General features: G+C 74.0%; 23 protein-coding genes. 12 read left to right on the top strand and 11 right to left on the bottom strand.

Translation table 11 applies throughout. The features are described from left to right. Window positions 1–81: 81 nt before the first annotated feature. The 3 genes from ppc to CR938_RS01715 all read left to right on the top strand — a co-directional run bounded on the left by ppc (window position 82) and on the right by CR938_RS01715 (window position 6,380). Window positions 82–2,796 carry a phosphoenolpyruvate carboxylase gene (gene ppc, locus CR938_RS01705; RefSeq protein ID WP_162123351.1) on the top strand — a complete coding sequence of 905 codons (2,715 nt, stop codon included), beginning with the start codon at window positions 82–84 and terminating at the stop codon, window positions 2,794–2,796. 377 nt (window positions 2,797–3,173) lie between these two features. Then, on the top strand, window positions 3,174–4,253 hold the full coding sequence (locus CR938_RS01710; RefSeq protein WP_162123352.1) for a glycosyltransferase family 4 protein: 1,080 nt from the start codon (window positions 3,174–3,176) through the stop codon (window positions 4,251–4,253). Window positions 4,254–4,262: 9 nt separating this feature from the next. Then, complete coding sequence (locus CR938_RS01715) at window positions 4,263–6,380, top strand: amylo-alpha-1,6-glucosidase (protein WP_246190934.1); 2,118 nt, start codon at window positions 4,263–4,265, stop codon at window positions 6,378–6,380. An 88-nt stretch (window positions 6,381–6,468) separates the two neighbouring features. Here CR938_RS01715 and metK read toward each other — a convergent pair whose 3' ends face one another. Continuing rightward, the gene (gene metK / locus CR938_RS01720; protein ID WP_162123354.1) at window positions 6,469–7,686 is read right to left on the bottom strand and encodes a methionine adenosyltransferase; all 1,218 of its coding nucleotides are present in this window, start codon (window positions 7,684–7,686) and stop codon (window positions 6,469–6,471) included. A gap of 128 nt (window positions 7,687–7,814) precedes the next feature. On the opposite strand from metK, the gene CR938_RS01725 reads away from it, so the two are divergent. After that, complete coding sequence (locus CR938_RS01725) at window positions 7,815–8,870, top strand: metal-dependent hydrolase (RefSeq protein ID WP_162123355.1); 1,056 nt, start codon at window positions 7,815–7,817, stop codon at window positions 8,868–8,870. Between the two features lie 491 nt (window positions 8,871–9,361). Here the strand turns inward: CR938_RS01725 and CR938_RS14835 are convergent, their stop codons facing one another. The 7 genes from CR938_RS14835 to CR938_RS01755 all read right to left on the bottom strand — a co-directional run bounded on the left by CR938_RS14835 (window position 9,362) and on the right by CR938_RS01755 (window position 17,658). Then, on the bottom strand, window positions 9,362–11,695 hold the full coding sequence (locus tag CR938_RS14835; RefSeq protein ID WP_343038554.1) for a WD40 repeat domain-containing protein: 2,334 nt from the start codon (window positions 11,693–11,695) through the stop codon (window positions 9,362–9,364). 52 nt (window positions 11,696–11,747) lie between these two features. Next, window positions 11,748–12,950 (bottom strand): serine/threonine-protein kinase, encoded by a 1,203-nt coding sequence (locus CR938_RS01730; RefSeq protein ID WP_162123356.1) that lies wholly within the window; start codon window positions 12,948–12,950, stop codon window positions 11,748–11,750. Between the two features lie 70 nt (window positions 12,951–13,020). Further along, window positions 13,021–13,731, bottom strand: a complete 711-nt coding sequence (locus tag CR938_RS01735; protein ID WP_162123357.1) for an RNA polymerase sigma factor — start codon at window positions 13,729–13,731, stop codon at window positions 13,021–13,023. 162 nt (window positions 13,732–13,893) lie between these two features. After that, window positions 13,894–14,085: a hypothetical protein gene (locus CR938_RS01740; protein ID WP_162123358.1), complete on the bottom strand. Its 192-nt coding sequence runs from the start codon at window positions 14,083–14,085 to the stop codon at window positions 13,894–13,896. Between the two features lie 223 nt (window positions 14,086–14,308). Continuing rightward, a complete protein-coding gene (gene dusB, locus CR938_RS01745; RefSeq protein WP_162123359.1) occupies window positions 14,309–15,307 on the bottom strand; it encodes a tRNA dihydrouridine synthase DusB in 999 nt (332 codons plus the stop codon). 13 nt (window positions 15,308–15,320) lie between these two features. Continuing rightward, on the bottom strand, window positions 15,321–16,286 hold the full coding sequence (locus CR938_RS01750; protein ID WP_162123360.1) for a ribokinase: 966 nt from the start codon (window positions 16,284–16,286) through the stop codon (window positions 15,321–15,323). Window positions 16,287–16,359: 73 nt separating this feature from the next. After that, window positions 16,360–17,658, bottom strand: a complete 1,299-nt coding sequence (locus CR938_RS01755; RefSeq protein WP_162123361.1) for a NupC/NupG family nucleoside CNT transporter — start codon at window positions 17,656–17,658, stop codon at window positions 16,360–16,362. 162 nt (window positions 17,659–17,820) lie between these two features. Between CR938_RS01755 and CR938_RS01760 the strand changes: the two genes are divergently transcribed. Then, on the top strand, window positions 17,821–18,792 hold the full coding sequence (locus CR938_RS01760; protein ID WP_162123362.1) for an aldo/keto reductase: 972 nt from the start codon (window positions 17,821–17,823) through the stop codon (window positions 18,790–18,792). Window positions 18,793–18,871: 79 nt separating this feature from the next. Continuing rightward, entirely contained in the window at window positions 18,872–19,063 is a 192-nt protein-coding gene (gene hemP, locus CR938_RS14840) for a hemin uptake protein HemP (RefSeq protein ID WP_162123363.1), read from the top strand. A gap of 91 nt (window positions 19,064–19,154) precedes the next feature. Here hemP and CR938_RS01770 read toward each other — a convergent pair whose 3' ends face one another. Genes CR938_RS01770 through CR938_RS01780 form a run of 3 tightly spaced genes read right to left on the bottom strand, consistent with a single transcriptional unit; the run spans window position 19,155 to window position 21,634 of the window. Then, complete coding sequence (locus tag CR938_RS01770) at window positions 19,155–20,240, bottom strand: PDZ domain-containing protein (RefSeq protein WP_162123364.1); 1,086 nt, start codon at window positions 20,238–20,240, stop codon at window positions 19,155–19,157. Between the two features lie 28 nt (window positions 20,241–20,268). Continuing rightward, a complete protein-coding gene (locus CR938_RS01775; protein ID WP_162123365.1) occupies window positions 20,269–20,994 on the bottom strand; it encodes a hypothetical protein in 726 nt (241 codons plus the stop codon). After that, the gene (locus CR938_RS01780) at window positions 20,987–21,634 is read right to left on the bottom strand and encodes an RNA polymerase sigma factor (RefSeq protein ID WP_162123366.1); all 648 of its coding nucleotides are present in this window, start codon (window positions 21,632–21,634) and stop codon (window positions 20,987–20,989) included. The genes CR938_RS01775 and CR938_RS01780 overlap by 8 nt, the downstream gene beginning before the upstream one ends. Before the next feature lie 130 nt (window positions 21,635–21,764). Between CR938_RS01780 and CR938_RS01785 the strand changes: the two genes are divergently transcribed. The 6 genes from CR938_RS01785 to CR938_RS01810 form a co-directional block, all read left to right on the top strand. Beyond that, complete coding sequence (locus tag CR938_RS01785; protein ID WP_162123367.1) at window positions 21,765–22,727, top strand: SPFH domain-containing protein; 963 nt, start codon at window positions 21,765–21,767, stop codon at window positions 22,725–22,727. Between the two features lie 4 nt (window positions 22,728–22,731). Continuing rightward, a complete protein-coding gene (locus CR938_RS01790) occupies window positions 22,732–23,163 on the top strand; it encodes an NfeD family protein (RefSeq protein ID WP_162123368.1) in 432 nt (143 codons plus the stop codon). A 31-nt stretch (window positions 23,164–23,194) separates the two neighbouring features. After that, window positions 23,195–23,809: a cation transporter gene (locus CR938_RS01795; protein WP_162123369.1), complete on the top strand. Its 615-nt coding sequence runs from the start codon at window positions 23,195–23,197 to the stop codon at window positions 23,807–23,809. A gap of 59 nt (window positions 23,810–23,868) precedes the next feature. Then, on the top strand, window positions 23,869–24,975 hold the full coding sequence (gene gcvT / locus CR938_RS01800; protein ID WP_162123370.1) for a glycine cleavage system aminomethyltransferase GcvT: 1,107 nt from the start codon (window positions 23,869–23,871) through the stop codon (window positions 24,973–24,975). An 80-nt stretch (window positions 24,976–25,055) separates the two neighbouring features. Next, the gene (gcvH, locus tag CR938_RS01805) at window positions 25,056–25,454 is read left to right on the top strand and encodes a glycine cleavage system protein GcvH (protein ID WP_162123371.1); all 399 of its coding nucleotides are present in this window, start codon (window positions 25,056–25,058) and stop codon (window positions 25,452–25,454) included. Between the two features lie 151 nt (window positions 25,455–25,605). Continuing rightward, window positions 25,606–26,033 (top strand): transposase (locus tag CR938_RS01810; protein ID WP_162123372.1); only part of this gene is annotated, 428 nt, incomplete at its 3' end.

Consider the following 26,033-nt stretch of genomic DNA (forward strand, 5'->3'; position numbering starts at 1 on the left):
CGCCTGAAACTTTTGCGGCGCAGCACGCGCCCCGGCTAAGCTGCACGATGCCTGTCCCCCGCAGAGGCATTGCGTGCAACGATGAACGCTCCACGCAACCTGGAGTTCGCTCCGCCGGACCTGCCCCTCCGCGACGACGTGCGCCGCCTTGGCGCGCTCGTGGGCCGGATGCTCGCCGAGCAGCAGTCCCCCGCCTTCCTCGAGGAGGTCGAGCGGGTGCGCACCACGGCCATCGCCCGGCGCCAGAACGGCGAGGGCATCGACAAGCTCGCCGCGCTGCTGGACGGTCTGCCGCCGCAGCACGCGCTGGCGCTGATCCGGGCCTTCTCCACCTACTTCCAGGTGGTGAACATCGCCGAGCGTGTGCACCGCATCCGCCGCCGGCGGGACTACCAGCGCAAGGGCGGCGCCCGCCCGCAGCCGGACAGCCTGCTGGACGCGCTGCAGCGCCTGCGCCAGGCCGGGGTGGACGCGGCCGAGGTGCGCGACTGGCTGGAGCGCATCGACGTCGAGCCGGTGTTCACCGCCCATCCGACCGAAGCGGTGCGGCGCGCCCTGCTGGAGAAGGAGCAGATCATGGTCGCCGCGCTGATCGACGGCCTGGACGGGCAGCGCACGCCCGGCGAGCAGGCCGCCGACACCGCGCGCTTCCGCATGGCCCTGACCTCGGCCTGGCAGACCGCCGACTCCTCGCCGGTGCGGCCGACCGTGGACGACGAGCGCGAGCACGTCGGCTTCTACCTGACCGAGGTGCTGTACCGGGTGATCCCGGTGTTCTATGAGTCGCTGGAGGAGGCCCTGGGCCAGACCTTCGGCATCGCCACCGAGCTGCCGCGCATGGTGCGTTTCGGCACGTGGGTCGGCGGCGACATGGACGGCAACCCCAACGTGGACGCCGGCACCATCCGCGCCACCCTGGAGGCGCAGCGCCGCGCCATCCTCGGCCGCTACGCGGGCGAGCTGCAGCAGCTGGCACGCGTGCTCACCCAGTCCATCGGCGTGGTCGGCGTCGACCGCCAGGTGCTGGAGCGGCTGGAGCACTACCGCGCGCTGCTGCCCGAGGCCGCCGCCGCGGCGCGCCCGCGCCACGCCGACATGCCGTACCGGTTGCTGCTGGACCTGATGCGCGCGCGCCTGCAGGCCACCCTCGACGACCGGCCCGAGGGCTACGCCGGGCCGGAGGAGTTCGCCGCCGACGTGGACCTCATCCGGCGCAGCCTGGAGCACAACCGCGGCATCCACGCCGGCTGGTTCCCGGTGCGGCGTCTGGTGTGGCGGTTGCGCACCTTCGGCTTCCACCTGGCGCGCCTGGACGTGCGCCAGGAGTCCGGCGTGCACGCGCGCGCCATCGCCGCGGCCCTGGGCGACACGCAGTGGGAGGCGCACGACCCGGCCGCGCAGGCGTGCGTGCTGGCGCCCTTCGCCGGCGGGGAGTCCGTGCTGCCGCAGGTGGAGGAGGAGGGCAACCGGCGCCTGGACGCGGTGTTCGCGGCGCTGGCCGAGGCGCGCCGGCGGCACGGCCCGGACGCGCTGGGCGCCTACATCATCAGCATGGCGCGCAGCCGCGCCGACGTGCTGGCGGGGCTGGCCCCGGCCCCGCGCGGCGGGCTGGGGGACGGGGACGGGCGCGTGCCGCTGGACGTGGCGCCGCTGTTCGAGACGGTGGACGACCTGCGCCACGGCCCGGACACCCTGCGCGACCTGCTGGCCGACCCGGTGTACCGGCAGCACCTGGCCGCGCGCGGCGACATGCAGATGGTGATGCTGGGCTATTCGGACAGCGGCAAGGACGGCGGCATCGCCGCCTCGCGCTGGAGCCTGCAGCGCGCCCAGGTCGAGCTGCTGCAGGTGGCGCGCGAGGCGGGCGTGCGCCTGACCTTCTTCCACGGCCGTGGCGGCTCGCTCAGCCGCGGCGGCAGCAAGACCACCCGCGCGGTGGACGCCTCGCCGCGCGGCAGCGTGGACGGGCGCCTGCGCGTGACCGAGCAGGGCGAGGCCATCCACCGCAAGTACGGCATCCGCGCCCTGGCGCTGCGCTCGCTGGAGCAGGCCACCGGCGCGGTGCTGGTCTCCAGCATCCGCCCGCGCCCGCCGGAGCCGCGCGAGGAACTCTGGCGCCGGGTGATGGACACGGTGGCCGAGGCCAGCAGCCGCGCCTACCGCGACTTCGTCGGCGCGCCGCGTTTCATGGACTACTTCCGTGGCGCCACGCCGATCGACGTGATCGAGCGCATGACCCTGGGCTCGCGGCCCTCGCGCCGGCTGGGCGAGGACGCGGCCCTGTCCAACCTGCGCGCGATCCCGTGGGTGTTCGCCTGGAGCCAGGCGCGCGCGGTGATCCCCGGCTGGTTCGGCGTCGGCAGCGGCCTGCAGGCCGGCGTGCAGGCTTTCGGCGAGGACGTGCTGCGCGAGATGGCGCGCGACTGGCCATTCTTCCGCACCTTCCTGGACGACGTGTCCATGGTCCTGGCCAAGGGCGACATGGGCATCGCCGAGGTGTTCTCGCGCCTGGCCGGGGAGGAGCTGCACGCGGCGTTCTTCCCGCGCATCCAGCACGAGCACCGCCTGACCGTGGACTGGGTGCTGCGGATCAGCGGCGCGGCCTTCCTGCTCGAGCACGACCAGCGCCTGGCCCTGTCCATCCGCCTGCGCAACCCGTACGTGGACCCGATCAGCGTGCTGCAGGTGGACCTGCTGCGCCGCTGGCGCGCCTCCGGACGCGAGGACGGGGCCCTGCTGCAGGCGCTGGTGGCGGCGGTCAACGGCGTCTCCCAGGGCGTGCAGAACACCGGCTGAGGGCCGCGGCGGGGCCTTGAAAAGGCGCCGGCCCGTCCCCAACTCGGCCGCCAGCGGCGGCGGCCCACGGCCGGCCGCGGAGACACCGCTTCCCCTTGTACGCCTGCGCGCGCCCCCGGCACGCGGGCAGGGGGCTGGCCGTGCCGTGCCCATCCCGTTTGCGACAGTCCGACCCACGGACGCAGGGCCCCGTCGTGGCCCGCCGCCGGTCAAAGCGCAATGCGAGGAGGTGCATGATGAACGTCAGGCCGTTGATCTTCTCCAGCTGTGCGCGCGGGCTGGCCGTGCGCAGGGAACCCGTCGGCCCCGTGCCATGGCGGCCGCGCCCGCTCCCGTCCGGCCACGTCCGCCGCGCCGGCCGTTGAGGAGGCAAGGCCATGCGCATCGCCCACGTCGCCCCGTTGTACGAGGCGGTGCCGCCGCGCCTGTACGGCGGCACCGAGCGCATCGTCGCCTACCTGGCCGACGCCCAGGTCGAGCTCGGCCATGACGTGACCGTGTTCGCCAGCGGCGACAGCCACACCCGCGCGCGCCTGGTGGCCTGCCGCGACCAGGCCCTGCGCCTGGACCCGCAGCCGCTGAAGTCCGACATCGCCGCACACCTGGCCATGCTGGACGAGGTGCGCCGCCGCGCCGACGAGTTCGATCTGATCCACTTCCACGTGGATCTGCTGCATTTCCCCATGTTCGAGGACATCGCCGGGCGCACCGTGACCACGCTGCACGGCCGCCTGGACCTGGCCGGCCTGGCGGAGGCCTACCGGCGCTGGTCGCGCTACCCGCTGGTGTCCATCTCCGACCAGCAGCGCGCACCGCTGCGCTTCGCCCACTGGATCGGCACCGTGCACCACGGCCTGCCGGAGCGGCTGCTGACGCCGCCGCAGGCGCCGCGCGGCGACTACGTGGCCTTCCTCGGCCGGATCTCGCCGGAGAAGCGGCCGGACCGCGCCATCGACATCGCCCGCCGCGCCGGCATGCCGCTGCGCATCGCCGCTAAGGTGGACACGGCCGACTCGGCCTACTTCCGCGAGCGCATCCTGCCGATGCTGGCCGGCGGCGGCGTGGAGTTCATCGGCGAGATCGACGACACGCGCAAGTCCGACTTCCTCGGCCACGCCGCGGCGCTGCTGTTCCCGATCGACTGGCCCGAGCCGTTCGGCCTGGTGATGATCGAGGCCATGGCCTGCGGCACGCCGGTGGTCGCCTGGGACTGCGGCTCGGTGCGCGAGGTGGTGGAGCCGGGCGTGACCGGCTTCATCGTCCGCTCCGAGGAGGAGGCGGTGGCGGCCCTGGCACGCGTGCACGAGCTGGACCGCGCCACCATCCGCCGGGTGTTCGAGCGGCGCTTCTCGGCCACCACCATGGCCCGCGCCTACCTGGACCTGTACCACCGCCTGGTGACCCCGGACGCCGCGCAGGCCGCCTCCGCGACCGCCACGGTGGCCCGCCTGGCCTGAGCGATGCGCATGGCCCCGACGATCCCGGTCAGCCGCCAGGTGAGCTACTCGCTCAAGGACGGCGACAGCTTCCTGGTCTGCGACGCCCTCGGCGACATCCACGGCGGGGGCGAGGCCGACGGCCTGTTCCACGACGGCACGCGGGTGCTCTCGCGCCTGCGGCTGTCGCTGGACGGGACCACGCCGGCCCTGCTCAGCGCGGCCATCGCCCAGGACAAGGTGGTGTTCAGCGCGCACCTGACCAACCGCCCGCTGCCGCCGATCGGCGACAGCCCCTCGGCGCAGGGCGTGATCCACATCGAGCGTTCGCGCTTCCTGTGGGAGGGCCGCCTGCACGAGCGCATCGTCTGCACCAACTACGCGCGCGCGCCGGTGTTCCTGCCGCTGGTCCTGGAGTTCGGCGCCGATTTCCGCGACATGTTCGAGGTGCGCGGCATGGAGCGCCCGCGCCGCGGCAGCTACCCCCAGGCCGAGACCGCCGGCGACCGGGTGGTGCTGCGCTACGACGGCCTGGACGGCGTGGCGCGGCGCACCGTGGTGGCCTTCTCCACCGTGCCGACCCGCCTGGACGGCGCCACCGCGCGCTTCGAGCGCTGGCTGGCGCCACGCGAGGCCTTCGCCCTGTACCTGGAGATCGGCGCCGACGTGGCCTGCCCGGGCGGGGAGCGGCACCGCCGCGCCATGGTCCAGGCGCGGCGGGCCTTGCGCGCGCGCCGGCGTTCGGGCGCGCGCCTGCGCGGCGGCGGCCTGCTGTTCGACGCCTGGGTGGAGCGCTCGCGCACCGACATCGCCCTGCTGGCCAGCGACCTGCCCTCCGGCCGCTACCCGTACGCGGGCATCCCGTGGTTCTCCACGCCGTTCGGCCGCGACGCGATCATCACCGCGCTGCAGACCCTGTGGCTGGACCCGGGCCTGGCCCGCGGCGTGCTGGCCTACCTGGCCGAGCGCCAGGCCGAGGAGACCTCCAGCTTCCGCGACTCGGCCCCGGGCAAGATCCTGCACGAGACCCGCAAGGGCGAGATGGCGGCCCTGGGCGAGGTGCCGTTCGGCCTGTACTACGGCGGTGTGGACACCACGCCGCTGTTCGTGGTGCTGGCCGGGCGACATTTCCGCCGCACCGGCGACCGCGCCTTCCTCGACGCGCTGTGGCCGGCGCTGGAGCGCGCCACCGGCTGGATCGAGCGCAGCTGCGACGCCGATCCGGACGGGCTGCTGGCCTACGCGCGCGGGCAGGAAAGCGGCCTGGCCAACCAGGGCTGGAAGGACAGCGACGACTCGGTGTTCCACGAGGACGGCACCCTGGCGGAAGGGCCGATCGCGCTGGTGGAGGTGCAGGGCTACGCCTTCGAGGCCTTCCACGCCATGGCGGAACTGGCGCGGGCGCGCGGCGACGCCGGCGCGGCCGCGCGCTGGCACGCCCGGGCCCTGCGTCTGCGACAGACCGTGGAGGCGCGCTTCTGGGACGAGGCGCTGGACTTCTACGCCCTGGCGCGCGACGGCGCCGGGCGCATGTGCCGGGTGCTGGCCTCCAACCCCGGGCACCTGCTGTTCGTCGGCCTGCCGGCGCCGGAACGGGCGGCACGGGTGATTGCGCAGCTGGGCCAGCCGCGCTTCGACAACGGCTGGGGCATCCGCACCGTGGCCGCCGACCAGCCGCGCTACAACCCGATGTCCTACCACAACGGGTCGGTGTGGCCGCACGACGTGGCCCTGTGCGCGGCCGGCATGGCCCGCTACGGCGCGCGCCGCCAGGCCACGCGCCTGCTCGGCGAGGTGTTCGAGGCGGCCACCCACTTCGGCATGCGCCTGCCGGAGCTGTTCTGCGGCTTCCCGCGCGGCGCGGGCGAGCCGCCGATCGCCTACCCGGTGGCGTGCCTGCCCCAGGCCTGGTCGGCCGGTTCGGTGTTCATGCTGCTGCAGGCCTGCCTGGGCCTGGAGATCGACGCCTGCCGCGGCGAGGTGGAGATCGTCCAGCCGCAGCTGCCGCCGGGCGTGGACCGGTTGTTCGTGGAGCGGCTGGACGTGGGCGGGGCGCGCGTGGACCTGATGTTCGAGCGCGTGGGCGATCGGGTGCTGGCCGCGCGCGCCGGCGGCGCGGAGGACGTACGGGTGACCGTGCGCCACTGAGGCGCTCCGCCCCGGGTGCCGGAAAAGGCGACGGGCCGCTTGCGCGGCCCGTCCTCGTGTCCGTGGCGCGGCCGGCGGGCCGCGGCGGTCACTTCAGCCTGGCATCGGCGCGCAGCGCCTCGGCCTTGTCCGTCTTCTCCCAGGAGAAGGCGGTGGCGGTGCGCTTCTTGCCCGCGCCGTCGGTGTAGGTCACCTCGTACGGCTTGCGGCCGAAGTGGCCGTAGGCCGCGGTCGGCTGGTAGATCGGATGCACCAGGTCCAGCATCCTGATGATGCCGTACGGGCGCAGGTCGAAGTGCTTGCGGATCAGCTTCTCGATCTGCGCGTCCGGGATGCGGCCGGTGCCGAAGGTGGTCACCGAGATCGAGGTCGGCTCGGCCACGCCGATGGCGTAGGAGACCTGCACCTCGCACTTGTCGGCCAGGCCGGCGGCGACCACGTTCTTGGCCACGTAGCGGGCGGCGTAGGCGGCCGAGCGGTCGACCTTCGACGGATCCTTGCCCGAGAACGCGCCGCCGCCGTGGCGGGCCATGCCGCCGTAGGTGTCGACGATGATCTTGCGGCCGGTCAGGCCGCAGTCGCCCACCGGGCCGCCGATGACGAAGATGCCGGTCGGGTTGATGTGCAGCTTCTTCTTCGGCAGCGCGTCCAGCCACTTCTTCGGCAGCACCGGCTTGAGGATGTGCTCGTACACGCCCTCGACGATGTCCTTGTGCCTGATGCCCGGGTCGTGCTGGGTGGACAGCACCACCGCGTCCAGGCCCACGACCTTGTTGCCCTCGTAGCGCAGGGTCACCTGGCTCTTGGCATCCGGGCGCAGCCACGGCAGCGGCGAGTTCTTCTTCTTGCGGACCTTGGCCTGCTGCTCGACCAGGCGATGGCTGTAGTAGATCGGCGCGGGCATGTACTCCGGCGCCTCGGTGCAGGCGAAGCCGAACATCAGGCCCTGGTCGCCGGCGCCCTGCTCCTCGGGCTTCTTGCGGTCCACGCCGGCGGCGATGTCCGGCGACTGCTTGCCCAGCATGTTGATGATGGCGCAGGTGTGGCCGTCGAAGCCGACGTCGGAGTTGTTGTAGCCGATCTGGTTGATGATGCGGCGGGCCAGCTCCTCGATGTCCACCCACGCGGTGGTGGTCACTTCGCCGGCGACGATGGCCGCACCGGTCTTCACCAGGGTCTCGCACGCCACCCGCGCGCGCGGGTCCTGCGCCAGGATGGCGTCCAGCACGGCGTCGGAGATCTGGTCGGCGATCTTGTCCGGATGGCCTTCGGACACCGACTCGGAGGTGAAGAGATAGCTGGACATCGGGCTATATCCCTGTATTCGGATGAAAAGATGGGCGCGCATGATACACGGGTACGGCCCGGCGTGCATGAAGGGAAAGCGCACGCGCGCCGTGCCGGCGCCGGCCGGCGCGCTGCTAGCATCGGCGCATGGATTCGCTGACCCAGATCGTGCTCGGCGGCGCGGTGGCCGCGGCCGTCGCGCCCGCCCGCCACCGCCGCGCCGCGCTGCTGGCCGGCGCCGCCCTCGGCACCCTGCCGGACCTGGATTCGCTGCCGCTGCTGCTGCTGACCGACGACCCGGTGGCGCGGATGACCCTGCACCGCAGCTTCAGCCACTCGCTGTTCGTGCTGCCGGCGGTGGGCTGGCTGCTGTGGTGGCTGTTCCGGCGGTACGGGCGCGGGCGGGTGGCACAGGCGCCGGCACGCTGGTTCTGGGCCATCCAGCTGGCCCTGGTGACGCACCCGCTGCTGGACGCGTTCACGGTCTACGGCACCCAGCTGTGGTGGCCGCTCCCGGTGCGGCCGGTGATGTGGTCCAGCGTGTTCATCATCGACCCGCTGTACACGGTGTGGCTGCTGGCCGCCTGCGTGGTGGCATGGTGGGCGCCGGAGCGGCCGCTCGCGCAGCGCGCGCTGCTGGCAGGACTGGTGCTCAGCAGCGCCTACCTGGGCTGGTCGCTGCTGGCCAAGGCCATGGTCGAGCGCGAGGCGGACCGGTCGCTGGCGGCACTCGGCCTGCGGGATGCGCCGCGGTTCTCGGTGCCAATGCCGTTCAACACGCTGCTGTGGCGGGTGGTGGCGATGACGCCCTGCGGCTTCGTCGAGGGCGAGTACTCGCTGGTGGCCGACCGTGGGCCGATCGCGTTCGGCGGGTATCCGTCCGATGCCCGGGCGCTGGCCGAGGCGGCGGACGTCCCGGCGGTGCGGCGCCTGGCCTGGTTCAACCACGGCTTCATGAAGGCGCGCGAGCGCGACGGCCGCCTGGAGCTGTCCGATCTGCGCATGGGCGCCGAGCCGGACTACAGCTTCGTGTTCGCCGTGGCCGAACGCGGCGTCGACGGCCGCTGGCAGCCGCTGCGGCCGCCGCGGCAGCTGCGCCTGCCGTGGCAGGCGCGCCGGCGCCTGGCGGCGATGTGGCACCGCATCTGGCACGAACCGGTGCCGGCCGGCGCGCCGGCGGAGCGGGCAGCGAAGGCGGAATAGGCCACAGGCGTCCCCGCGCCACCGCCATGCGTGGAACGGGCCGGCGCAGTCCGCCGCGTCCCCGCGCTCCGGCACGCGCTCCAGTTCGAGCGTGGCGGCGTAGATCATCGGCCCGCTGGCGAAGTACTCCGAGGCCGCGAAGGCGATGCCGGCGACCTCGCGCTCCGGGTGCGGATTGGCCAGCCGTGGCGCGTACAGGCCCAGCAGCATGCCGTCCGGCGTCCTGTGCATCCAGGCGATGCGCGCGTCCGTGGCCGCGTCCGGCTCGTCGTCCGGCAGCCACAGGTCACGGCCGACGTGGAGTGGCACGCGTGCCTGGCCGCCGTCGGCATAGTGCAGCACCAGGAAGGCGTAGGGTGCGTCCGGATGGCCCGGCAGCCGGCAGCAGCCGGTCAGCAGCAGGTGCACGGCGGCAAAGCGCGGCCGCGGCGGCGGCAGCAGCACCGACGAAGCAGGAATGCCGGTGGCCGCGGCGGGGGCCTGGTCCATGCTCAGGAACACCACGCCGCCGATGTCGAAGTCGACGCCGAGCAGGCGCGGGCGCCCGGCCGGCACCGCGGCGACCCCGGCGGCGGGCAGGCGCCCCGGCTCCAGCGGACGGGTGTGGGCCGGGCCCAGGTCCAGCGGCACCAGGCCCGCCGCGGCCGGTGGCGGGGGCCCCGCCGCGGCGGTGGGCGGGGCCGTGGCGGCGGCGACCGGCGGCGGTCCGGGATCGGCCGCACGCAGGCGTGCCCGCTCCGCCGCGGGCAGGGGCGCGGCGATGCCCGCCGGGCCGTCGTCCGTGGGTGTGGCGGCCAGGTCCGCATCGTCGTCCTCCGCCGCGTCCGGCAGTGGCCACCACCCCCAGCGGCCCTGCGCCGTGCGCGCCAGCAGCGCGCCGCCGTCGCGGGCGAAGGCCAGCTGCACCACGTGGTCGCCCAGCGGCAGCGGCGGCGCCGGCAGCACCGCGGCCCACTCGCCGCTGGCGCGGTCGCCGACCAGCACCTCGCCGCCGGCGGCGACGGCCAGCCAGCGCCCGTCGCCACTGGCCGCATGCACCGGCGGCACGGTGGCGGCCGGGAACGGCAGGCGCAGGTCGTGCCCGGCATCGGACCAGTACACGCCGCCGGAATACTGGGCGTGGAGCAGCAGGCCGGGGCTGCCGGCGGCGTCCAACAGCCGCGAGCGGAAGCCCGGCTCCAGCCGGCGCTCGCGCAGGACGCGCCCGCTGGCGGCATCCATCTCCACCAGCCGGGGCGCCTCCGGCTCCTCCATGGAGTCGATGGAAACGGTGACCGTGTGGCCGTCGTCGGCGACCCAGGCGTCGTCGATGGCCAGCAGCGCGCCGGCCGGCGCCTGCGCGAACGGGCGCAGCAGCGTGCCGAGCGGTTGCAGCGTGGCGGCATCGCGCACCTGCAGCGCATCGGCCTGCCAGTGCACCAGCCGCCGCCCGTCGCGGCTGAAGCGCACGCCGGCAGCGGGCCGGGCAGCGCCACGCCGTGCGCCAGGACGCGGCCGCCGCGCAGGTCGAACACCGAGGCGATGGCGACGTGGCGCCCGTCGCGGCGCTGCAGTGTGGTGGCCAGCAGGTGCGCCGAGTCCGGCGACAGTCGCACCTGCAATGGCGTGCCGTCGAGCGGCCACGGCGGATACAGCAGACGGCCGGTGCGCCAGTCGAAGGCGTGCAGCTCGCGGCCGCTGGCGGTCACCAGCACCCGGCCGTCGGGCGTGAACGCGGCGTAGGACACCGGCTGCGGATGCACCAGCGGCGGGCCGGCTTCGCGGCCGTCGCGGACCGCGATCACGCGCGCCACGTGGCCGTCCACCACGGCCACGTGGTGGCCGTCGAAATGCAGCTCCTCCGCCGCCAGCGGCGGCGCGCGTCCTGCCGGCATGCCCGGCCCGCTCCAGCGCCACAGGTGCAGCCTGCCGTCGCGGGCGATGCTGGCGAACAGGCCGGTGCCGGGCGCATAGGCGGCGGCGTTGCGGGGCAGCGCCCGGCCCAGGGCCAGCTGCGCCACCGCCGGCCGCGCGGCGGCGATGCGTTCGCGCAGGTCGGCGTCGGGCGCGTCGGGCAGCCGCCAGAGCAGGCCGTCGTGCGGGGCGAAGGCGGCCACGGTGCCGTCGCCGGCATCGGCCTGCAGGCGCGTGGCGGCGATGGCGCGTGGCGCGGGCAGCACGCCGCCGGTGCCGCCGGCCGCGTCCCACACGTAGACATGGCCGCCGGCGGCGGCCAGCAGCCAGCGCCCGTCGCGGCTGAAGGCCAGCACCTCGACGGCGGCCGACGGCGCCGGCCTCACCTGGCGCATGCGCAGGCTGGCGGTGTCCAGCAGGCGCACGCTGCCGTCGGCATGGCCCAGCGCCAGCAGCGCGCCACCGGGCTGCGCCGCCCAGCGGGTCGGCGCCTCGGCCGGGGCGAAGGCATGCATCAGGCGCGGGCCGAGGCTGGTGGCGTCCAGCAGCTCCAGGCGGCGCTCGTAGCAGCGGGCGATGAAGCGTGCGCTGTCGCCCAGGATCCAGCTGCCGCCGATGGCGGACATGCGCCGTGCCGGCGTGCGTGCCCGCCAGCCGTCCACCGCGAACAGGCGTGCATCACCCTGGCGGTTGCGCAGCACCGCGTGGCGGTCGCTGGCGTCGAAGGTGGCGTCGAGCAGGTCGGGGAACACCTCCTCCGGCGGCAGCAGCAGGCGGCCGTCGGCGGTGGCGTACAGGCGCACGTCCTCGTCCATGTCGATCACCGCCACGCGCGTGCCGGCCGCGTCCCGGTCCAGGGCACGGCCGACGCCGCCGGTGGCGACCACGTCCACCAGCCGCGCGCCGCCCCGGCGCAGCGTGCCCAGGCGCATGCGTTCCAGCGCCACGCCGGCGGCGTCGCCGTGCGCCAGGCGTTCGCGCAGGTTACCGGCCAGCAGGGGCAGGGCGTCGGCATGGCGGCCCTCGACGACCAGACGCCAGGCCGCGTCGCCGCGCGGCGCCAGGTCTTCCCGCGCGCGGCGGCCGCGCCCGCCTCCGCCCGCTCCCACTGCACCAGCGCCGTGCCAGGCCGACCACCAGCGCCAGCACCGCGGCCAGGATCGCGCCGCCCAGCTTCGGTTCGCGCCGGATCCAGCGGCCCAGGCGCTGGACGGCGTTGAGCGGGCGCACGCTGACCTCGCGCCCCTCGAGGAAGCGCCCCAGGTCCTCGGCCAGCGCATGCGCGTCCGGATAGCGCTCGGCCGGCGCGCGCGCCAGGCAGCGCATGCAGATCGCCTCCAGATCGAGCGGCAGGTCGGGACGATAGCGGCGTGGCCGGCGCAGGCGCCCGTGGCGCAGCAGGGCCAGGGTGCGGGCCGGCGTAGGCGCGTGGAAGGGCGGTTCGCCGGTCAGCAGCTCGTACAGGATCGCGCCCAGCCCGTAGATGTCGGTGGCCACGCCGATGCCGTCCGGCCCCGGGTCGAGCTGTTCGGGCGCCATGTAGCTGGGCGTGCCGGAGACCTCGTCCGGATCGACGGCGCGCCCGCCCTCCACGTGCCGGGCCAGGCCGAAGTCGGCGACCTGCGGCTCCCCGTTCTCGCCGATCAGCACGTTGCCCGGCTTCAGGTCCAGGTGCAGCACGCCCAGGCGGTGCGCGTAGTGCAGTGCCTCGGCGACGGTACGCCCCAGGCGCGCGGCCTGGCGCGGCGCCATCGGGCCGTCGACTGCCAGCCGCCGGGCCAGGCTCGGCCCGCGCACCAGCGCCATCGCGTAGTACTCGATCCCGTCGTGGCTGCCGAACCCGTGGATCGCGACGATGTTGGGATGCTGCAGGCGCGCGGCCGAGCGCGCCTCACGGCGGAAGCGCGCGGCCGCCTCGTCCTGCGTCCACGGCGCGGACGAGAGCAGCTTGATGGCCACCTCGCGGTCCAGGCTGCGCTGCCAGGCACGGTACACCACGCCCATGCCGCCGGCGCCGAGCCGCTCGCGCAGTTCGTAGTCGCCGAAGTCGCGCTGCTGCGGGTCGGACAGGTCCAGTTCCAGCGCCTCGGGCGGCAGGAAGGCCGGATGGATCGCGCCGGCCGCGGCAGCCGGGCCGGGTGGCCGCGCCGCGCAGGCGGCAGGGTCGCCTCCGCTGCCCGTGTTCATGGCATCGTGCCCGTCGCTGTCCCGCGGCCCACGGCCGCCACGCAAAGACTGCACCGCCGCCGTCCGGGCCTCAAGCGACCGCGGCCGGACCTGGCCGGCGGGCCAGGGCCCGGCCCAGGGCCTCCACCTCGTGCTCGAGCGTGGCCGGGTCGTCCACGGTCTCCCTCAGTTCGGCGCGGACCGTCTCGCGCAGGCGGTTGCGCAGGCGGTGGATGGTGACGGCCAGGGTGTTGCGGCGCATGTCCAGGTGCGCGCACAGCGCGGCGTAATCGGCGGGGTCGGGCGGTTCCAGCAGGAACGGTTCCAGCTGTGCGAACAGCGCCGACTTCCCGGCCCGCTCCGCCTCCACGCGCAGCCGGTCCATGGCCCGCGCCACCACTGTCAGCGCGTAGTCGCGCTCGAACACCGCGTCGGGGGACATCGCGGCCTGGTCCGGCGCCTCGAAGTCCGGCTCCAGCGGCAGGGGCGCCGCGTTGCCGCCGCGCCGGGCCGCGCACGCGCGCTGGTGCTCGTTGGCCAGGAAATGCTTCAGCGAGGTGAGCAGGAAGGCGCGGAAGCGCCCGCGTCCGGGGTCGGCGGTCGCGTGCAGCCGGCGCCTGAGCAGCTGCTCGAAGAACGACTGGGCCAGGTCCTCGGCGTCGCTGGGGGGCAGGCCACGTGCGCGCAGGTAGGCCACCACCGGCGAGCGGTAGGCGCGGCACAGCGCCTCCAGGGCCAGGCGGCCGGCTTCCGAGCTCTGCCTGGTCTCCAGCACCAGGCTCCAGCGCGTGGTCTGGAACATGTGGCCGAACTCCCGGATCGAACGGGCGGGATGTGACGCGGGCCTGGCCGGCTTGTCCATGTGCGGAGGGAAAGGCCGGCGCCCGCGCCGGAGAGATGGCATCGCGGACGCCGTAAAGAGCGCGTGGGCGCCGGTCGCGCGGCGCCCGGCAGGTGTATCCGGTCAGCGGGCCCGGTACCGGCTGGCGACGCAGGCGTAGGCCTGGTCCGGTCCCTGCCGCTCCAACACGATGGTCCCGCCCGCGGTCAGGCGCCGGTACGCGTCCCGGCCGATGGCCGCGACCAGCCGCCGCTCGGCGCGGTCGAAGCGTTGCGGGTGGCGGTAGTCGCGGTAGCTGCGGCCGCGCAGGACCATGCGGACCTGGTCCTCGCTCAGCCCGGACTGTTCGGCCAGGACGCGGATGCCGGCCTGGTCGTCGGCGGGGGGGCGGGGAAGGCGGCCGTCGTGGCCAGGGCGAAGGTGGCGACGGCAAGGGCGGTGCGGAGTTTCATGGCGGTCTCCTGTACGCAGGCGGGGCGGAACGGTCCCGGCAACGGGCAGTACAGGAAACGCGCGGCGCGATTACACGCCGGCCGGCTCAGGCCGCGGCCGGCAGCTCCGGCGGCACCCCGGAGGCCAGGGCGTCAAAGTAGTGGGCGGTCAGGCGCAGCTGCGCCCCGGCGTCTTCCGCGCGGTTGACCACGGCGCGGAAGGCCGCGTTCTCCGGACGGTCCCTGGCGTACCAGCCCAGGTGCTTGCGCGCGATGCGCACGCCGCGCTCCTCGCCGTAGAAGGCGTACAGGGCGCGCAGGTGGTCCAGCAGCAGGTCGCGCACCTCGGCCAGGGAGGGCGGCGGCAGTTCCTGGCCGGTGGCCAGGTAGTGGGCGATCTCGCGGAAGATCCACGGCCGGCCCTGGGCGGCGCGGCCGACCATCACCGCGTCCGCGCCGGTCTGCGCCAGCACCTGCGCGGCCTTGCGTGGGGAGTCGATGTCGCCGTTGGCGATGACCGGGATGCGCACCTCGGCCTTGATCCGGGCGATGGTCTCGTACTCGGCCTGGCCGGTGTAGAGCTGGTCGCGGGTGCGGCCGTGCACGGCCAGGGCCTGGATGCCGGCGGCCTCGGCGATGCGCGCGATCGCAGGAGCGTTGCGGTGGGCCGCGTCCCAGCCGGTGCGGATCTTCAGCGTCACCGGCACGTCCACCGCGGCGACCACCGCCTCGAGGATGCGCCCGACCAGCGCCTCGTCGCGCATCAGCGCCGAGCCGGCCCAGGCGTTGCACACCTTCTTGGCCGGGCAGCCCATGTTGATGTCGATGATCTGCGCGCCGTGCTCGACGTTGTGGCGCGCGGCGGCGGCCAGCTGCGCCGGCTCGGTGCCGGCGATCTGCACGCTCACCGGCTCCGGCTCGCCGGCGTGGTCCATGCGGTGCACCGACTTGGGGGTGTTCCAGAAGCGCGGGTCGGAGATGGTCATCTCCGACACCGCCAGGCCCGCGCCCAGGCGCTTGCACAGCAGCCGGAACGGCTTGTCGGTGACCCCGGCCATGGGCGCCAGGACCACGCGCGGCTCGATGCTGTACGGGCCGATGCGCACGCGCGGCCTCCGCTCAGGCCCCGAAGCGGGCCATCACCTCGTCGTGGCGCGGCATCGCCGGCGCGGCGCCCGGACGCTCGGTGGACAGCGCGGCGAAGCGGTTGGCGTAGCGCACGTGCGTGGCGAACGGCTGTTCCGGCGCGCGCGCCAGCGCGGCGGCCAGGGCGCCGTTGAAGGCATCGCCGGCACCGGTGGTGTCGCTGGCGCTCACGCTCTCGGCCGCCACCCGGTAGTAGGTCTGGGCGTCGCCGCGCAGATCCTCCTCCGCGTGCGAGACGAAGGCGCCGACCGCACCGAGGGTGACCACCACCGTGCCGTGCGGCAACAGCTTGCGGCAGGCCGCGTGCAGGCTGGCGCCGTCCAGTGCGGCCACCGCCTCCGGCTCCACCCGCTCGCCGACGTGGCGCGAGAGCAGGGCGGCGAACTCGGTCTCGTTGGGGGTGACGATGTCGGCCAGGCGCAGCAGGCCGGCGCTGGTCGGAGCGTTGGCCGGGGCCGGGTTGAGCATCGCGGTCGCGCCGGCCTCGCGCGCGGCGGCCAGCGCCGCCTCCACCGCCGCCGGCGGCGACTCCAGCTGCGCCAGCACCACCCGCGCGCCGCGCAGCAGCTCCGGGGCGGCGGTGACGTGCGCGGCACCGAGGGTGCCGTTGGCGCCGGCGCCGATGACGATGGTGTTGCGCCCGCGCGCGTCCACGTAGATGCCGGCGGTGCCGGTGGGCTGCCCGCTGGCCTCGGCGCGCAGGTCGATGCCGTCGGCCGCGGCCGGTTCGCGGGCCAGGCGCCCGCCGGCATCGTCGCCCAGCGCGCACACGAAGGCGGTGCGCGCGCCGGCGCGGGCGGCGGCCACCGCCTGGTTGAAGCCCTTGCCGCCCGGCCCGGTGGCGTACTGGCCGGCGATGGTGGCGCCGACCGCCGGCAGATCGGCGCAGCGCCAGACGTGGTCGACGTTGAAGGAACCGACGACGATGACGGAGTTCATGCGGTGGTACCTGCGGTCGTAGGGAAGCGGGGCGGGCCGTGGGCCCGCCCGCGTCGGGATCCGGGCCGGGCCGTCAGCCGAAGTGCGAGAGCACGCCGGCGATGGTCGCGGTCATCAGAGTGGCGATGCTGCCGCCGAGCACGGCACGCAGGCCGAAGCGGGCCAGGTCCTGGCGGCGCTCCGGGGCCAGGCCGCCGATGCCGCCGATCTGGATGGCGATCGAGCTGAAGTTGGCGAAGCCGCACAGCGCGTAGGTCGCGATCAGGCGCGCCTCCTCGCCCAGCACCACGCCCGGGGCGCGGCCGTTGACGATGTCGGCCAGCTGCAGGTAGGCCACGAACTCGTTGATCACCACCTTCTGGCCGATCAGCGAGCCGACCGTGGTGGCGTCCTGCCACGGCACGCCGATCACCCAGGCGATGGGCGCCAGCACGTAGCCGATCAGGGTGGCCAGGTCGGTCGGGCGGCCCAGCAGCGACTGCAGGCCGGTGACTTCGCCGATCCAGGTCAGCGGCCAGTTGATCAGCGCGATCAGGGCGATGAAGGCCAGCAGCATGGCGCCGATGTTCAGCGCCAGGCGCAGGCCGTCGCCGGCGCCGGCGGCGGCCGCGTCGATGACGTTGGCGGTGGTCTTCTCCACTTCCATGCGCACGGTGCCGCGGGTCAGCGGCTCGCCGGTCTCGGGCACCAGGATCTTGGCGATCACCAGCGTGGCCGGCGCGGCCATGATGCTGGCGGCCAGCAGGTGCTTGGCGTAGAAGGCCTGCTGCTCCGGGTCGCCGCCGCCGAGCATGCCCACGTAGGCGGCCAGCACGCCGCCGGCGATGTGGGCCATGCCGCCGATCATCATGGTCAGCAGCTCGGACTGGGTCATCGTCGGGATGTACGGGCGCACGGTCAGCGGCGCCTCGGTCTGGCCGATGAACACGCTGGCGCAGACGCTGGTGGTCTCGGCGCCGGACACCTTCATCACCTTGGTGATGGCCCAGGCCATGGCCCGCACCACCGCCTGCATGATGCCCAGGTGGTAGAGCACGCCCATCAGCGAGGCGAAGAAGATGATGGTGGGCAGCACCTGGAAGGCGAAGATGAACCCGTAGCGCTCGGTGTCCATCAGCCCGCCGAAGATGAAGCTGGAACCCTCGTTGACGAAGCTCAGGATGCGGACGAAGCCGTGGCCCAGCGCGTCGAAGGCCTCGCGCCCGCCCGGCACCAGCAGGACCAGCGCGGCGAAGGCGATCTGCAGCACCACGCCCGTGCCCACCAGCTTCCAGTCCACTGCCCGGCGGTTGTTCGAGAACAGCCAGACGATGCCGATCAGTACGGCCAGCCCGAACAGGCCGAAGCCGACCCGGCCCAGAGCCTCGATCATGGGATCCCCATCATGTTAAGGAATTGCGAAAGCGTAGCAGGTCGGCGATGAAGACGCCTCGCCGCCGGTCCGCAGGGGCGCGGCGGGGCGCGTCCGCTGGCAGGGCCGGCAGCGGCCGCCGCTGGCCTTAAACTGCCCCGGTCACGTTGCGGAGATCCGACCATGCAGTACCGCCGACTCGGCGCCACCGGCCTGCAGCTGTCCGTGCTGTCGCTGGGCGCCTGGATGACCTTCGGCCGCCAGTTCGGCCGCAGCCAGGCGCGCGAACTGGTCGCCGAAGCCTGGGACCGCGGCATCAACTTCTTCGACAACGCCGAAGCCTATGCCAACGGCGAGGCTGAACGGGTCATGGGCGACGTGATCGCCGACCTGCGCCTGCCGCGCGACGGCTTCTGCATGTCCAGCAAGGTGTTCTTCGGCGCGGCCGAATCGCCGCGCCCGACCCAGCGCGGCCTGTCGCGCAAGCACGTGGTCGACGCCTGCCACGCCGCGCTCAGGCGCCTGCGCGTGGACTACCTGGACCTGTACTTCTGCCACCGTCCGGACCCGGACACGCCGGTGGAGGAGACGGTGGCGGCGATGGACATGCTGGTGCGCCAGGGCAAGGTGCTGTACTGGGGCACCTCGGAATGGCCGGAGGCGTTGATCCGCGAGGCCGCGCGCATCGCCCGGGCACAGCACATGGCCGCGCCGGTGATGGAGCAGCCGCAGTACAACCTGCTGCACCGCCAGCGCGTGGAGCTGGAGTACGCGCCGCTGTACGCGGAGCTGGGCCTGGGCACCACGGTGTGGTCGCCGCTGGCCTCCGGCCTGCTGACCGGCAAGTACGCCGCCGGCGTGCAGGCGGGGCGGCTGGGCGAGCCGGGCAACGAATGGCTGCAGCGCATGGTGGTGGGCGATCCGCGCGAGCGCCGCCTGGAGCGCGCGCGCCGGTTCGCCGAGGTCGCCGCCGAGCTGGGCGAGAAGCCGGCGCCGCTGGCCATCGCCTGGTGCCTGCGCAACCCGCACGTCAGCAGCGTGATCCTCGGCGCCAGCAGCGTGGCACAGCTGCGCGAGAACCTCACCGCGCTGGAGGTGGCCGCGCGCCACGACGATCCGGTGTGGGCGCGGCTGGAGGCGGCCACCGCCCTTTGAGGATGGCGGCCGTGGCGCCGGTCGCTTGACCTGATAATGAGAATAATTATCATCAATGGCCTCTGCCGAGGAGACCACGATGAACGCGCACAGCCCGACTCCGCCCGGTCCCGCCACCAGGCACACGGCGTCGGCCCCGGCCGCCGCCGGACAGGCCGCCCTCAGCAGCGAGCAGCTGCTGCAGGGTCGCCGGGAAGTCCTGATCCGGCATGGCGACAGGCTCTACCGCCTGCGCCACACCAGCAACGACAAGCTGATCCTGACCAAGTAGGGCGGCCGCCGTCCGGCCCGCAAACAAAAAGACTCCCCGCGTCCGGCGGGGAGCAGGCGGACTCCGGCGGGAGCCGCGTCACCTCACGGGGTCAAAGCAGGGCAAGGGCGGGTGGCGCCGGCGGAGCCGGCGGCGGTTCCGGCGGTTCCGGCGGTTCCGGAGCCGCGGGTGCAGGCGGCGCGGGCGGGGCCGGCGGCCGCGGCACGCGCAGGAACTCCAGCGAACGCATCGGCTGCGGCACGGTCACCTGCACCTCGCGCGCGGCGCGGTCGCGCAGCACGGTGACCCGCACCGATCCGCCCGGCGGCCGCGCGGACATCGCCCGCAGCGCCTCGCGCGGCGAGGCCACGTCCTTGCCGTCCACCTTCTGGATCACGTCGCCGGCCTGCAGGCCCGGCAGCGTCCCCTGCGACAGCACCAGCACGCCGCGGTCGGTGCCGAAGTAGCGGCCCAGCTGCGGATCCAGCGTCGCCAGGTTCAGGCCTTTCCAGCGCAACGCCTCGGACACCAGCGGCGCCTCGCAGCCGTCCTCGTCGCAGCGGGTCAGGTGCGCCACCTCGCTGCGGATGCGCTGTCCCAGTTCGCCCAGTTCCTTCAGCGCGGCCAGGTCCCGGCCTTCCAGCACTGTGGCCAGGCCGCCGTCCGTGCCCAGCGTGCGGACGAAGGCGAGGGGGCTGGCGGTACCGGGCATGACGTCCACCTCCTGCACGCGGCCGCCGCGCTGGAACGCCAGGCGCACCGGCTTGCCCGCCTCCAGCCTGGCCAGCGCCGCGCGCGCGTTTTCCACCCGGCGCGCGCCGCTGTCGCCGGCGATGGGCCTGCCACCGATGCGCAGCAGGCGGTCGCCGGCGCGCAGTCCGGCCTGGTCTGCGCCGCTGCCGGGCGTGACGCCGGCGATGCGCACGCCGCCTTCCTCGTCCTCGCCCAGCAGGATGCCCAGGCGCGGCCGGGTGTCGCCGATCGAGACCAGCGCCTGGCGGGTGCCGAGTTCGCGTGACAGCTCGGCCACGCGGCGCGCGGCTGCCTGCAGTTCGGCGCGGGCCTGCTCCAGCTCGGCGCGCACCTGCTCCGGGTCCCTGTCGCGGCTGTCCGCGCCGGCGGCGTGGGCCGGCAGCGCCATGGCCAGGACCAGGGCCAGCGGCAACAGGCGGAGGTGGCGGTTGGGGTTCGGTTTCATCGGCAATCTCCGGTGCAGGCGGTTCGGTTCAGTACACCTCCACCAGCGCGTAGCCGCCGGCGGAGGTGCCGTAGAGCGCGTGGAGGCGCTGGTCGGCGGCGAGGCTGGTCAGCTGGCGCAACGCGTCCACCCGCGCGTGCCACAGCCCGGCGCGTTCGCGCTCGTCCAGCGGGGCATCGGCCAGCGCCGCGTCGATCCCGGCCAGGCGGCCGCGCAGCGACGCGCTCAGCGCCACCTGCACGCCCTCGGCCGGTTCGAAGCCGTCGGACAGGTGCGCCAGCAGCGCTTCCAGGCGCGCCGATTCGGCGTACAGCCGCTGCAGGGTGGCATCGGCGCCGGTGGTGTCGGCACGGCGCGGTGCGGGCGTGTCCGCCGCGGGTGCCGGCGTGGCCGCCGGTTCCGGTTCCGGTACGGCCACCGCGGCCAGCAGCGGTGCATCCGCCGGAGCCGGAACCGGCAGCGGGCCGGCTTCGGCCGGCGTGGCGCCGGCGGTGCCGGCCACCATCGGCGCGGACATGGCGGCGGACGGCGGCGTGGACGGGGCCGGGCGCAACCACCACAGCGCCGGCGCGGCGGCCAGCGCGGCCACCGCCGCGGCCAGCGCCCACGCCGGGACGTGCCGGCGCGGACGCGGCGCCTGCAGGCGCGCGGCCAGCTGCGGCCACAGGTCCGACGGCGGCGCCTCCTGCGGCAGGGCCGCGAAGGCCTCGTGCCAGCCGGCCGGCGTGCGCGGGGAAGCGGGAGTGTCATTCATGGCGGGACTCCTCGACCTGGAGCAGCGCGCGCAGCCGGCGCGTGCCGCGCGACAGCTGCGATTTGGAAAAGCTAGGGGTGCGCTGCATCAGTCCGGCGATCTCCTCGTGGGTGTAGCCCTCGGCGTGGTACAGCCAGAGCACGCTGCGGGTGGCCGCCGGCAGCCGCGCCAGCGCGCGCTGCAGGGCGGCGGCGTCGGCCGCGGCCGGCGGAGGCGGGGCTTCGTCCTCGAAGTCGTGCCCGTCCAGCGGCAGGGCCTCGTCCAGGCGCCGGTTGCGGCGCAGCCGCAGCAGCGCCTCGTTGATGGCGATCTGCCGCAGCCAGCCCCAGAAGGGGCCCTGGCCGCGGTACTCGCCCACGCGCCGCAGCAGCTTGAGCATGGTTTCCTGCAGCGCCTCGGCGGCCTCCTCCGGGTCGCCGCACAGGCGCAGGGCCAGCGTGTACACCGGGCGCTCGAACCAGCGGTACAGCTGCTCGAACGCCGCCGCCTCGCCCCGGCGCGCACGGGCCAGCAGCGTGTCCGGCACCTCGATGGCGAACGCCGAGCGCGGCGCGGCGCCGCCGCGCGCGTCGGCCGCGGGAACCGCCGGTGCGAAGGCCAGGCAGCTGGCCGGGGCGAACGGGGATGTGGGTGCGCTCATACGCCCTTCTGGATGCCGGAGCCGGCGAAAGCGTCGCAGCCTCCCGCCCGCGGTGCGCGGGCGGGGCCGGCCCTATACTGGACCGGTCGACCGGGCCATACGCCCGGCCAAGTCAGCAGGAGGGGAGTCCATGTTCTCGTCCGGTTTCCTGGCGGTGGTCCTGCTCGTGGCAGGCGTGATACTGCTGGCCAAGACCGTGCGGATGGTGCCGCAGGGCTATGAGTGGACCGTGGAGCGGTTCGGCAAGTACACCCACACCCTCACGCCCGGCCTGCACTTCCTCGTCCCGGTGGTCTACAGCGTCGGCCGCAAGGTCAACATGATGGAGCAGGTCCTGGACGTGCCCAGCCAGGACGTGATCACCAAGGACAACGCCGTGGTGAAGGTGGACGGCGTGGTGTTCTTCCAGGTGCTGGACCCGGCCAGGGCGGCCTACGAGGTGGCCAACCTCGAGGTGGCGATGATCGCCCTGGTGCAGACCAACATCCGCACCGTGATCGGCTCGATGGACCTGGACGAGTCGCTGAGCCAGCGCGAGGCGATCAATGCGCAGCTGCTGGGCGTGGTGGACCACGCCACCAACCCCTGGGGCGTGAAGGTCACCCGCATCGAGATCCGCGACATCCAGCCGCCGCGCGACCTGGTGGACGCGATGGCGCGGCAGATGAAGGCCGAGCGCGACAAGCGTGCGCAGATCCTCGAGGCCGAGGGCCTGCGCCAGGCCGAGATCCTGCGCGCCGAGGGCGAGAAGCAGGCCGCCATCCTCAAGGCCGAGGGCGGGCGCGAGGCCGCCTTCCGCGAGGCCGAGGCGCGCGAGCGCCTGGCCGAGGCGGAGGCCAAGGCCACCCGGATGGTGTCCGAAGCCATCGCCCAGGGCGACGTGCAGGCCATCAACTACTTCGTGGCGCAGAAGTACGTGGAGGCGTTCAGGGAGCTGGCCACCGCGCCGAACCAGAAGTTCGTTCTGATGCCGATGGAGGCCAGCGGCATGATCGGCTCCATCGGCGGCATCGCCGAACTGGCCCGCCAGGCCCTTGGACAGGCGCCCGAGGTCGCACCACGCCGCCCGCAGTCGCCGCGGCCGGGGGAGTGAGGCCATGCGCTGGGACGTCGTGACCTGGGCGGCGGTGGCGCTGCTGCTGATGGCTGCCGAGACCGTGGTCCCCGGGGCCTTCCTGTTGTGGATGGGCTTCGCCGCGGCGGCGGTGTTCCTGCTGGTGCTGGTGGCGCCGGGGATCCCGCTGCTGGCGCAGGTGGCGGCCTTCGTCGTGCTCAGCTTCGTGTCCGTCCAGGTGTACCGGAAGTGGTTCAGGCGCGCGGAGCGGCCCAGCGACCGGCCGCTGCTCAACCGCCGCGCCGAGCAGAACATCGGCATGGTCCTGACCCTCGACCAGGCCATCGTCGGCGGGCGCGGCCGCGTGCGCATAGGCGACTCGTCCTGGATCGCCGAGGGCCCCGACCTTCCGGCCGGCACCCGCGTGCGGGTGGTGGCGGTGGAGGGCGTCGTGCTGAAGGTGCAGGCCGAGTGAGCCGCCACGGCGGCCGGCCCGGGAGGCCCGGATGGCAGGCTGCTGCGGCTGCGGGGTGGAGGCGGCGCGCCTGCACGCGCGGCAGCGCCGGGTGCTGCGCATCGTCCTGGCGGTCAACGCCGCCACCTTCCTGTTGATGCTGGGCGCGGCCCTGCACGGCCGCTCCAGCGCGCTGCTGTCCGGCGCCCTGGACAACCTCGGCGACGCCCTGACCTATGCGCTCAGCCTGGCGGTGGTCGGTGCCCCGGCACGGGCCAAGGCGCGGGTGGCGATGTTCAAGGCCGCGCTGATCCTGGCCGCGGCGCTGGCGGTGGCCGCGGCGATCGCCTGGCGCCTGTTCGTGGACCCGGCCATGCCGCTGTTCGGCGCGATGGGCTGGGCCGGTGCGGCGAACCTGGCCGCCAACCTGGCCTGCCTGTGGCTGCTGCGGCCCTGGCGCGCGGGCGACGTCAACCTGGCCTCGGCCTACGAGTGCGCGCGCAACGACATCGCCGACGGCCTGGCGGTGCTGGCCGCCAGCGCCGCGGTGTGGTTGACCGGGCGCCCATGGCCGGGCCTGGTGGTCGCCGGTCTGCTGCTGGCGGTGTTCCTGGCCTCGGCCTGGCGGGTGTGGCGGGCGGCGTACCGGAGCCTGCGCGCGGCCTGATCCGGGCGCCGGCCCCGGGCGGTGGGGGATAATGGCGGCTTTCCACCCCCGAGAACGCCATGACCCGCAAGACCGTCCTCAACGAAACCCACCGTGCCCTCGGCGCCAAGATGGTCGACTTCGGTGGCTGGGACATGCCGATCCACTACGGATCGCAGATCGACGAGCATCACCAGGTGCGCCGTGACGCCGGCATGTTCGACGTCAGCCACATGACCGTGGTCGACCTGCGCGGCCCGCGCGTGCGCAAGTTCCTGCGCCGCCTGCTGGCCAACTCGGTGGACAGGCTCAAGGTGCCGGGCAAGGCGCTGTACAGCTGCATGCTCAACGAGCAGGGCGGGGTCATCGACGACCTGATCACCTACTGCATGGACGAGGCGTTCTTCCGCCTGGTGGTCAATGCCGCCACCCGCGACAAGGACCTGGCGTGGATCGGTGCCCAGGCGCAGCCCTTTGATGTGGAAGTGAGCGAGCGCGCCGACCTGGCCATGATCGCCGTGCAGGGGCCGAACGCGCGCGAGCGGGTGATCGGGTTGCTGCGCGAGGCCGACCGCGAGGTCGCTGGCAGGCTGGGGCGCTTCGCCGCCATCGAGGTGCAGGCCGCCGACGGCACGCCGCTGTTCCTGGCCCGCACCGGCTACACCGGCGAGGACGGCTTCGAGGTGGCGCTGCCGGAAGGTGCCGCGGTGGCGTTCTGGAACGCCCTGCTGGAAGCGGGGGTGAAGCCGGCCGGCCTGGGTGCGCGCGACACCCTGCGCCTGGAGGCGGGCATGAACCTGTACGGCCAGGACATGGACGAGACCACCACGCCGTGGGAGTCGGGCCTGGGCTGGACCGTCGCCCTGGACGAGGGCCGCGACTTCATCGGCCGCGCCGCCCTGGAGGCGCAGCAGGCCGCCGGCGTGCCCCGGCAGATGATCGGCCTGGTGATGGACGAGAAGGGCGTGCTCCGCCACGGCCAGAAGGTGCTGGCCGCCGGCGGCGAGGGCGAGATCCTCTCCGGCACCTTCTCCCCGACCCTGGGCAAGGCCATCGCCCTGGCGCGGGTGCCGGCCGGCGAGCCGGGCCAGGTGAAGGTGGACATCCGTGGCCGCCAGATGCCGGTGCGGGTGGTGAAGATTCCGTTCGTGCGCGAGGGCAAGGCCCAGCCGGGCGTGCTGGCCTGAACCCGCGCCGCGTCGCTTACGGCGGCGCGACCGCGTCCGTTACACTACCGGCCCGTCCAGACCGCAGCAGCGGAGCAGTCATGAGCAGCGAGATCCCCGGCGACCTCAAGTTCCTCAAGTCCCACGAGTGGGCCCGTCTCGAAGGCAACGGCCGCGTCACCGTCGGCATTTCCGACCATGCGCAGGGCCTGCTGGGTGATCTGGTCTACGTCGAACTGCCGAACGTCGGCGACACCGTCGAGGCCGGCGCGGCCGTGGCGGTGGTGGAGTCGGTGAAGGCCGCCTCCGACGTCTACAGCCCGGTCAGCGGCACCATCGTCGAGGTCAACACCGACCTGGCCGACAAACCGGAGACCATCAACGAGGACGCCTACGGCGAAGGCTGGCTGTTCGTGGTGGAGATGAGCGACCCGGATCAGCTGGCCGAGCTGCTCTCGCCGGACGACTATGCCGAGCTGATCGCCGGCGAGGAAGACTGACGCCTCCCGGCGCCACCGCGACCGACGCGACGCCCGCCCTCACCGGCGGGCGTTTCGTTTCCTGATTAGCCCCGACCCTCAGCCGCCAGTCGCAGGATGTGCGTCGCCCACCGCCGAGCATACGGCCACCTGAAGGCGACGAGGTGGCGTCATGAGCATCAATTCCGTGCAGTTCCAGGCTGGCCTGTCCATGGCCGAGTTCATCGCCCGCTACGGCACCGAGGCCAAGTGCTACCGTGCCCTGTACCAGTGGCGTTGGCCGCAAGGCTTCCGCTGCCCGGCCTGCACTGGACGGGCCCGCTCGCGGTTTCGGCGCGGGACGACGGTCTACTACCAGTGCCGCGCCTGCCGGCACCAGACCACGCTGACCGCCGGCACGATGTTCGAGGGCACCAAGCTGCCGCTGCGCACCTGGCTGCTGGCCCTGCACCTGCTGACCGCGACCAAGACCAACCTCGCCGCGCTGGAGCTGATGCGCCACCTGGGAGTCAACTACAAGACCGCCTGGCGGATGAAGCACAAGATCATGCAGGCCATGGCCGAGCGCGAGGAACCCCGGCGGCTCAATGGCTTCGTGCA

The organism is Pseudoxanthomonas taiwanensis, assembly GCF_010093135.1.
GTDB classification, from domain to species: domain Bacteria; phylum Pseudomonadota; class Gammaproteobacteria; order Xanthomonadales; family Xanthomonadaceae; genus Pseudoxanthomonas; species Pseudoxanthomonas taiwanensis.

Coding starts and splice junctions, on each gene's coding strand:
- CR938_RS01750 (WP_162123360.1), bottom strand. CDS start 16,286: ATGAACTCCGTCATCGTCGTCGGTTCCTTCAACGTCGACCACGTCTGG.
- ppc (WP_162123351.1), top strand. CDS start 82: ATGAACGCTCCACGCAACCTGGAGTTCGCTCCGCCGGACCTGCCCCTC.
- CR938_RS01770 (WP_162123364.1), bottom strand. CDS start 20,240: ATGAAACCGAACCCCAACCGCCACCTCCGCCTGTTGCCGCTGGCCCTG.
- CR938_RS01715 (WP_246190934.1), top strand. CDS start 4,263: ATGGCCCCGACGATCCCGGTCAGCCGCCAGGTGAGCTACTCGCTCAAG.
- CR938_RS01730 (WP_162123356.1), bottom strand. CDS start 12,950: ATGAACACGGGCAGCGGAGGCGACCCTGCCGCCTGCGCGGCGCGGCCA.
- CR938_RS14835 (WP_343038554.1), bottom strand. CDS start 11,695: ATGCGCCTGGGCACGCTGCGCCGGGGCGGCGCGCGGCTGGTGGACGTG.
- CR938_RS01710 (WP_162123352.1), top strand. CDS start 3,174: ATGCGCATCGCCCACGTCGCCCCGTTGTACGAGGCGGTGCCGCCGCGC.
- CR938_RS01755 (WP_162123361.1), bottom strand. CDS start 17,658: ATGATCGAGGCTCTGGGCCGGGTCGGCTTCGGCCTGTTCGGGCTGGCC.
- metK (WP_162123354.1), bottom strand. CDS start 7,686: ATGTCCAGCTATCTCTTCACCTCCGAGTCGGTGTCCGAAGGCCATCCG.
- gcvT (WP_162123370.1), top strand. CDS start 23,869: ATGACCCGCAAGACCGTCCTCAACGAAACCCACCGTGCCCTCGGCGCC.
- CR938_RS01775 (WP_162123365.1), bottom strand. CDS start 20,994: ATGAATGACACTCCCGCTTCCCCGCGCACGCCGGCCGGCTGGCACGAG.
- CR938_RS01725 (WP_162123355.1), top strand. CDS start 7,815: ATGGATTCGCTGACCCAGATCGTGCTCGGCGGCGCGGTGGCCGCGGCC.
- CR938_RS01740 (WP_162123358.1), bottom strand. CDS start 14,085: ATGGTCCTGCGCGGCCGCAGCTACCGCGACTACCGCCACCCGCAACGC.
- CR938_RS01795 (WP_162123369.1), top strand. CDS start 23,195: ATGGCAGGCTGCTGCGGCTGCGGGGTGGAGGCGGCGCGCCTGCACGCG.
- CR938_RS01790 (WP_162123368.1), top strand. CDS start 22,732: ATGCGCTGGGACGTCGTGACCTGGGCGGCGGTGGCGCTGCTGCTGATG.
- CR938_RS01780 (WP_162123366.1), bottom strand. CDS start 21,634: ATGAGCGCACCCACATCCCCGTTCGCCCCGGCCAGCTGCCTGGCCTTC.
- CR938_RS01760 (WP_162123362.1), top strand. CDS start 17,821: ATGCAGTACCGCCGACTCGGCGCCACCGGCCTGCAGCTGTCCGTGCTG.
- CR938_RS01785 (WP_162123367.1), top strand. CDS start 21,765: ATGTTCTCGTCCGGTTTCCTGGCGGTGGTCCTGCTCGTGGCAGGCGTG.
- gcvH (WP_162123371.1), top strand. CDS start 25,056: ATGAGCAGCGAGATCCCCGGCGACCTCAAGTTCCTCAAGTCCCACGAG.
- hemP (WP_162123363.1), top strand. CDS start 18,872: ATGAACGCGCACAGCCCGACTCCGCCCGGTCCCGCCACCAGGCACACG.
- CR938_RS01735 (WP_162123357.1), bottom strand. CDS start 13,731: ATGTTCCAGACCACGCGCTGGAGCCTGGTGCTGGAGACCAGGCAGAGC.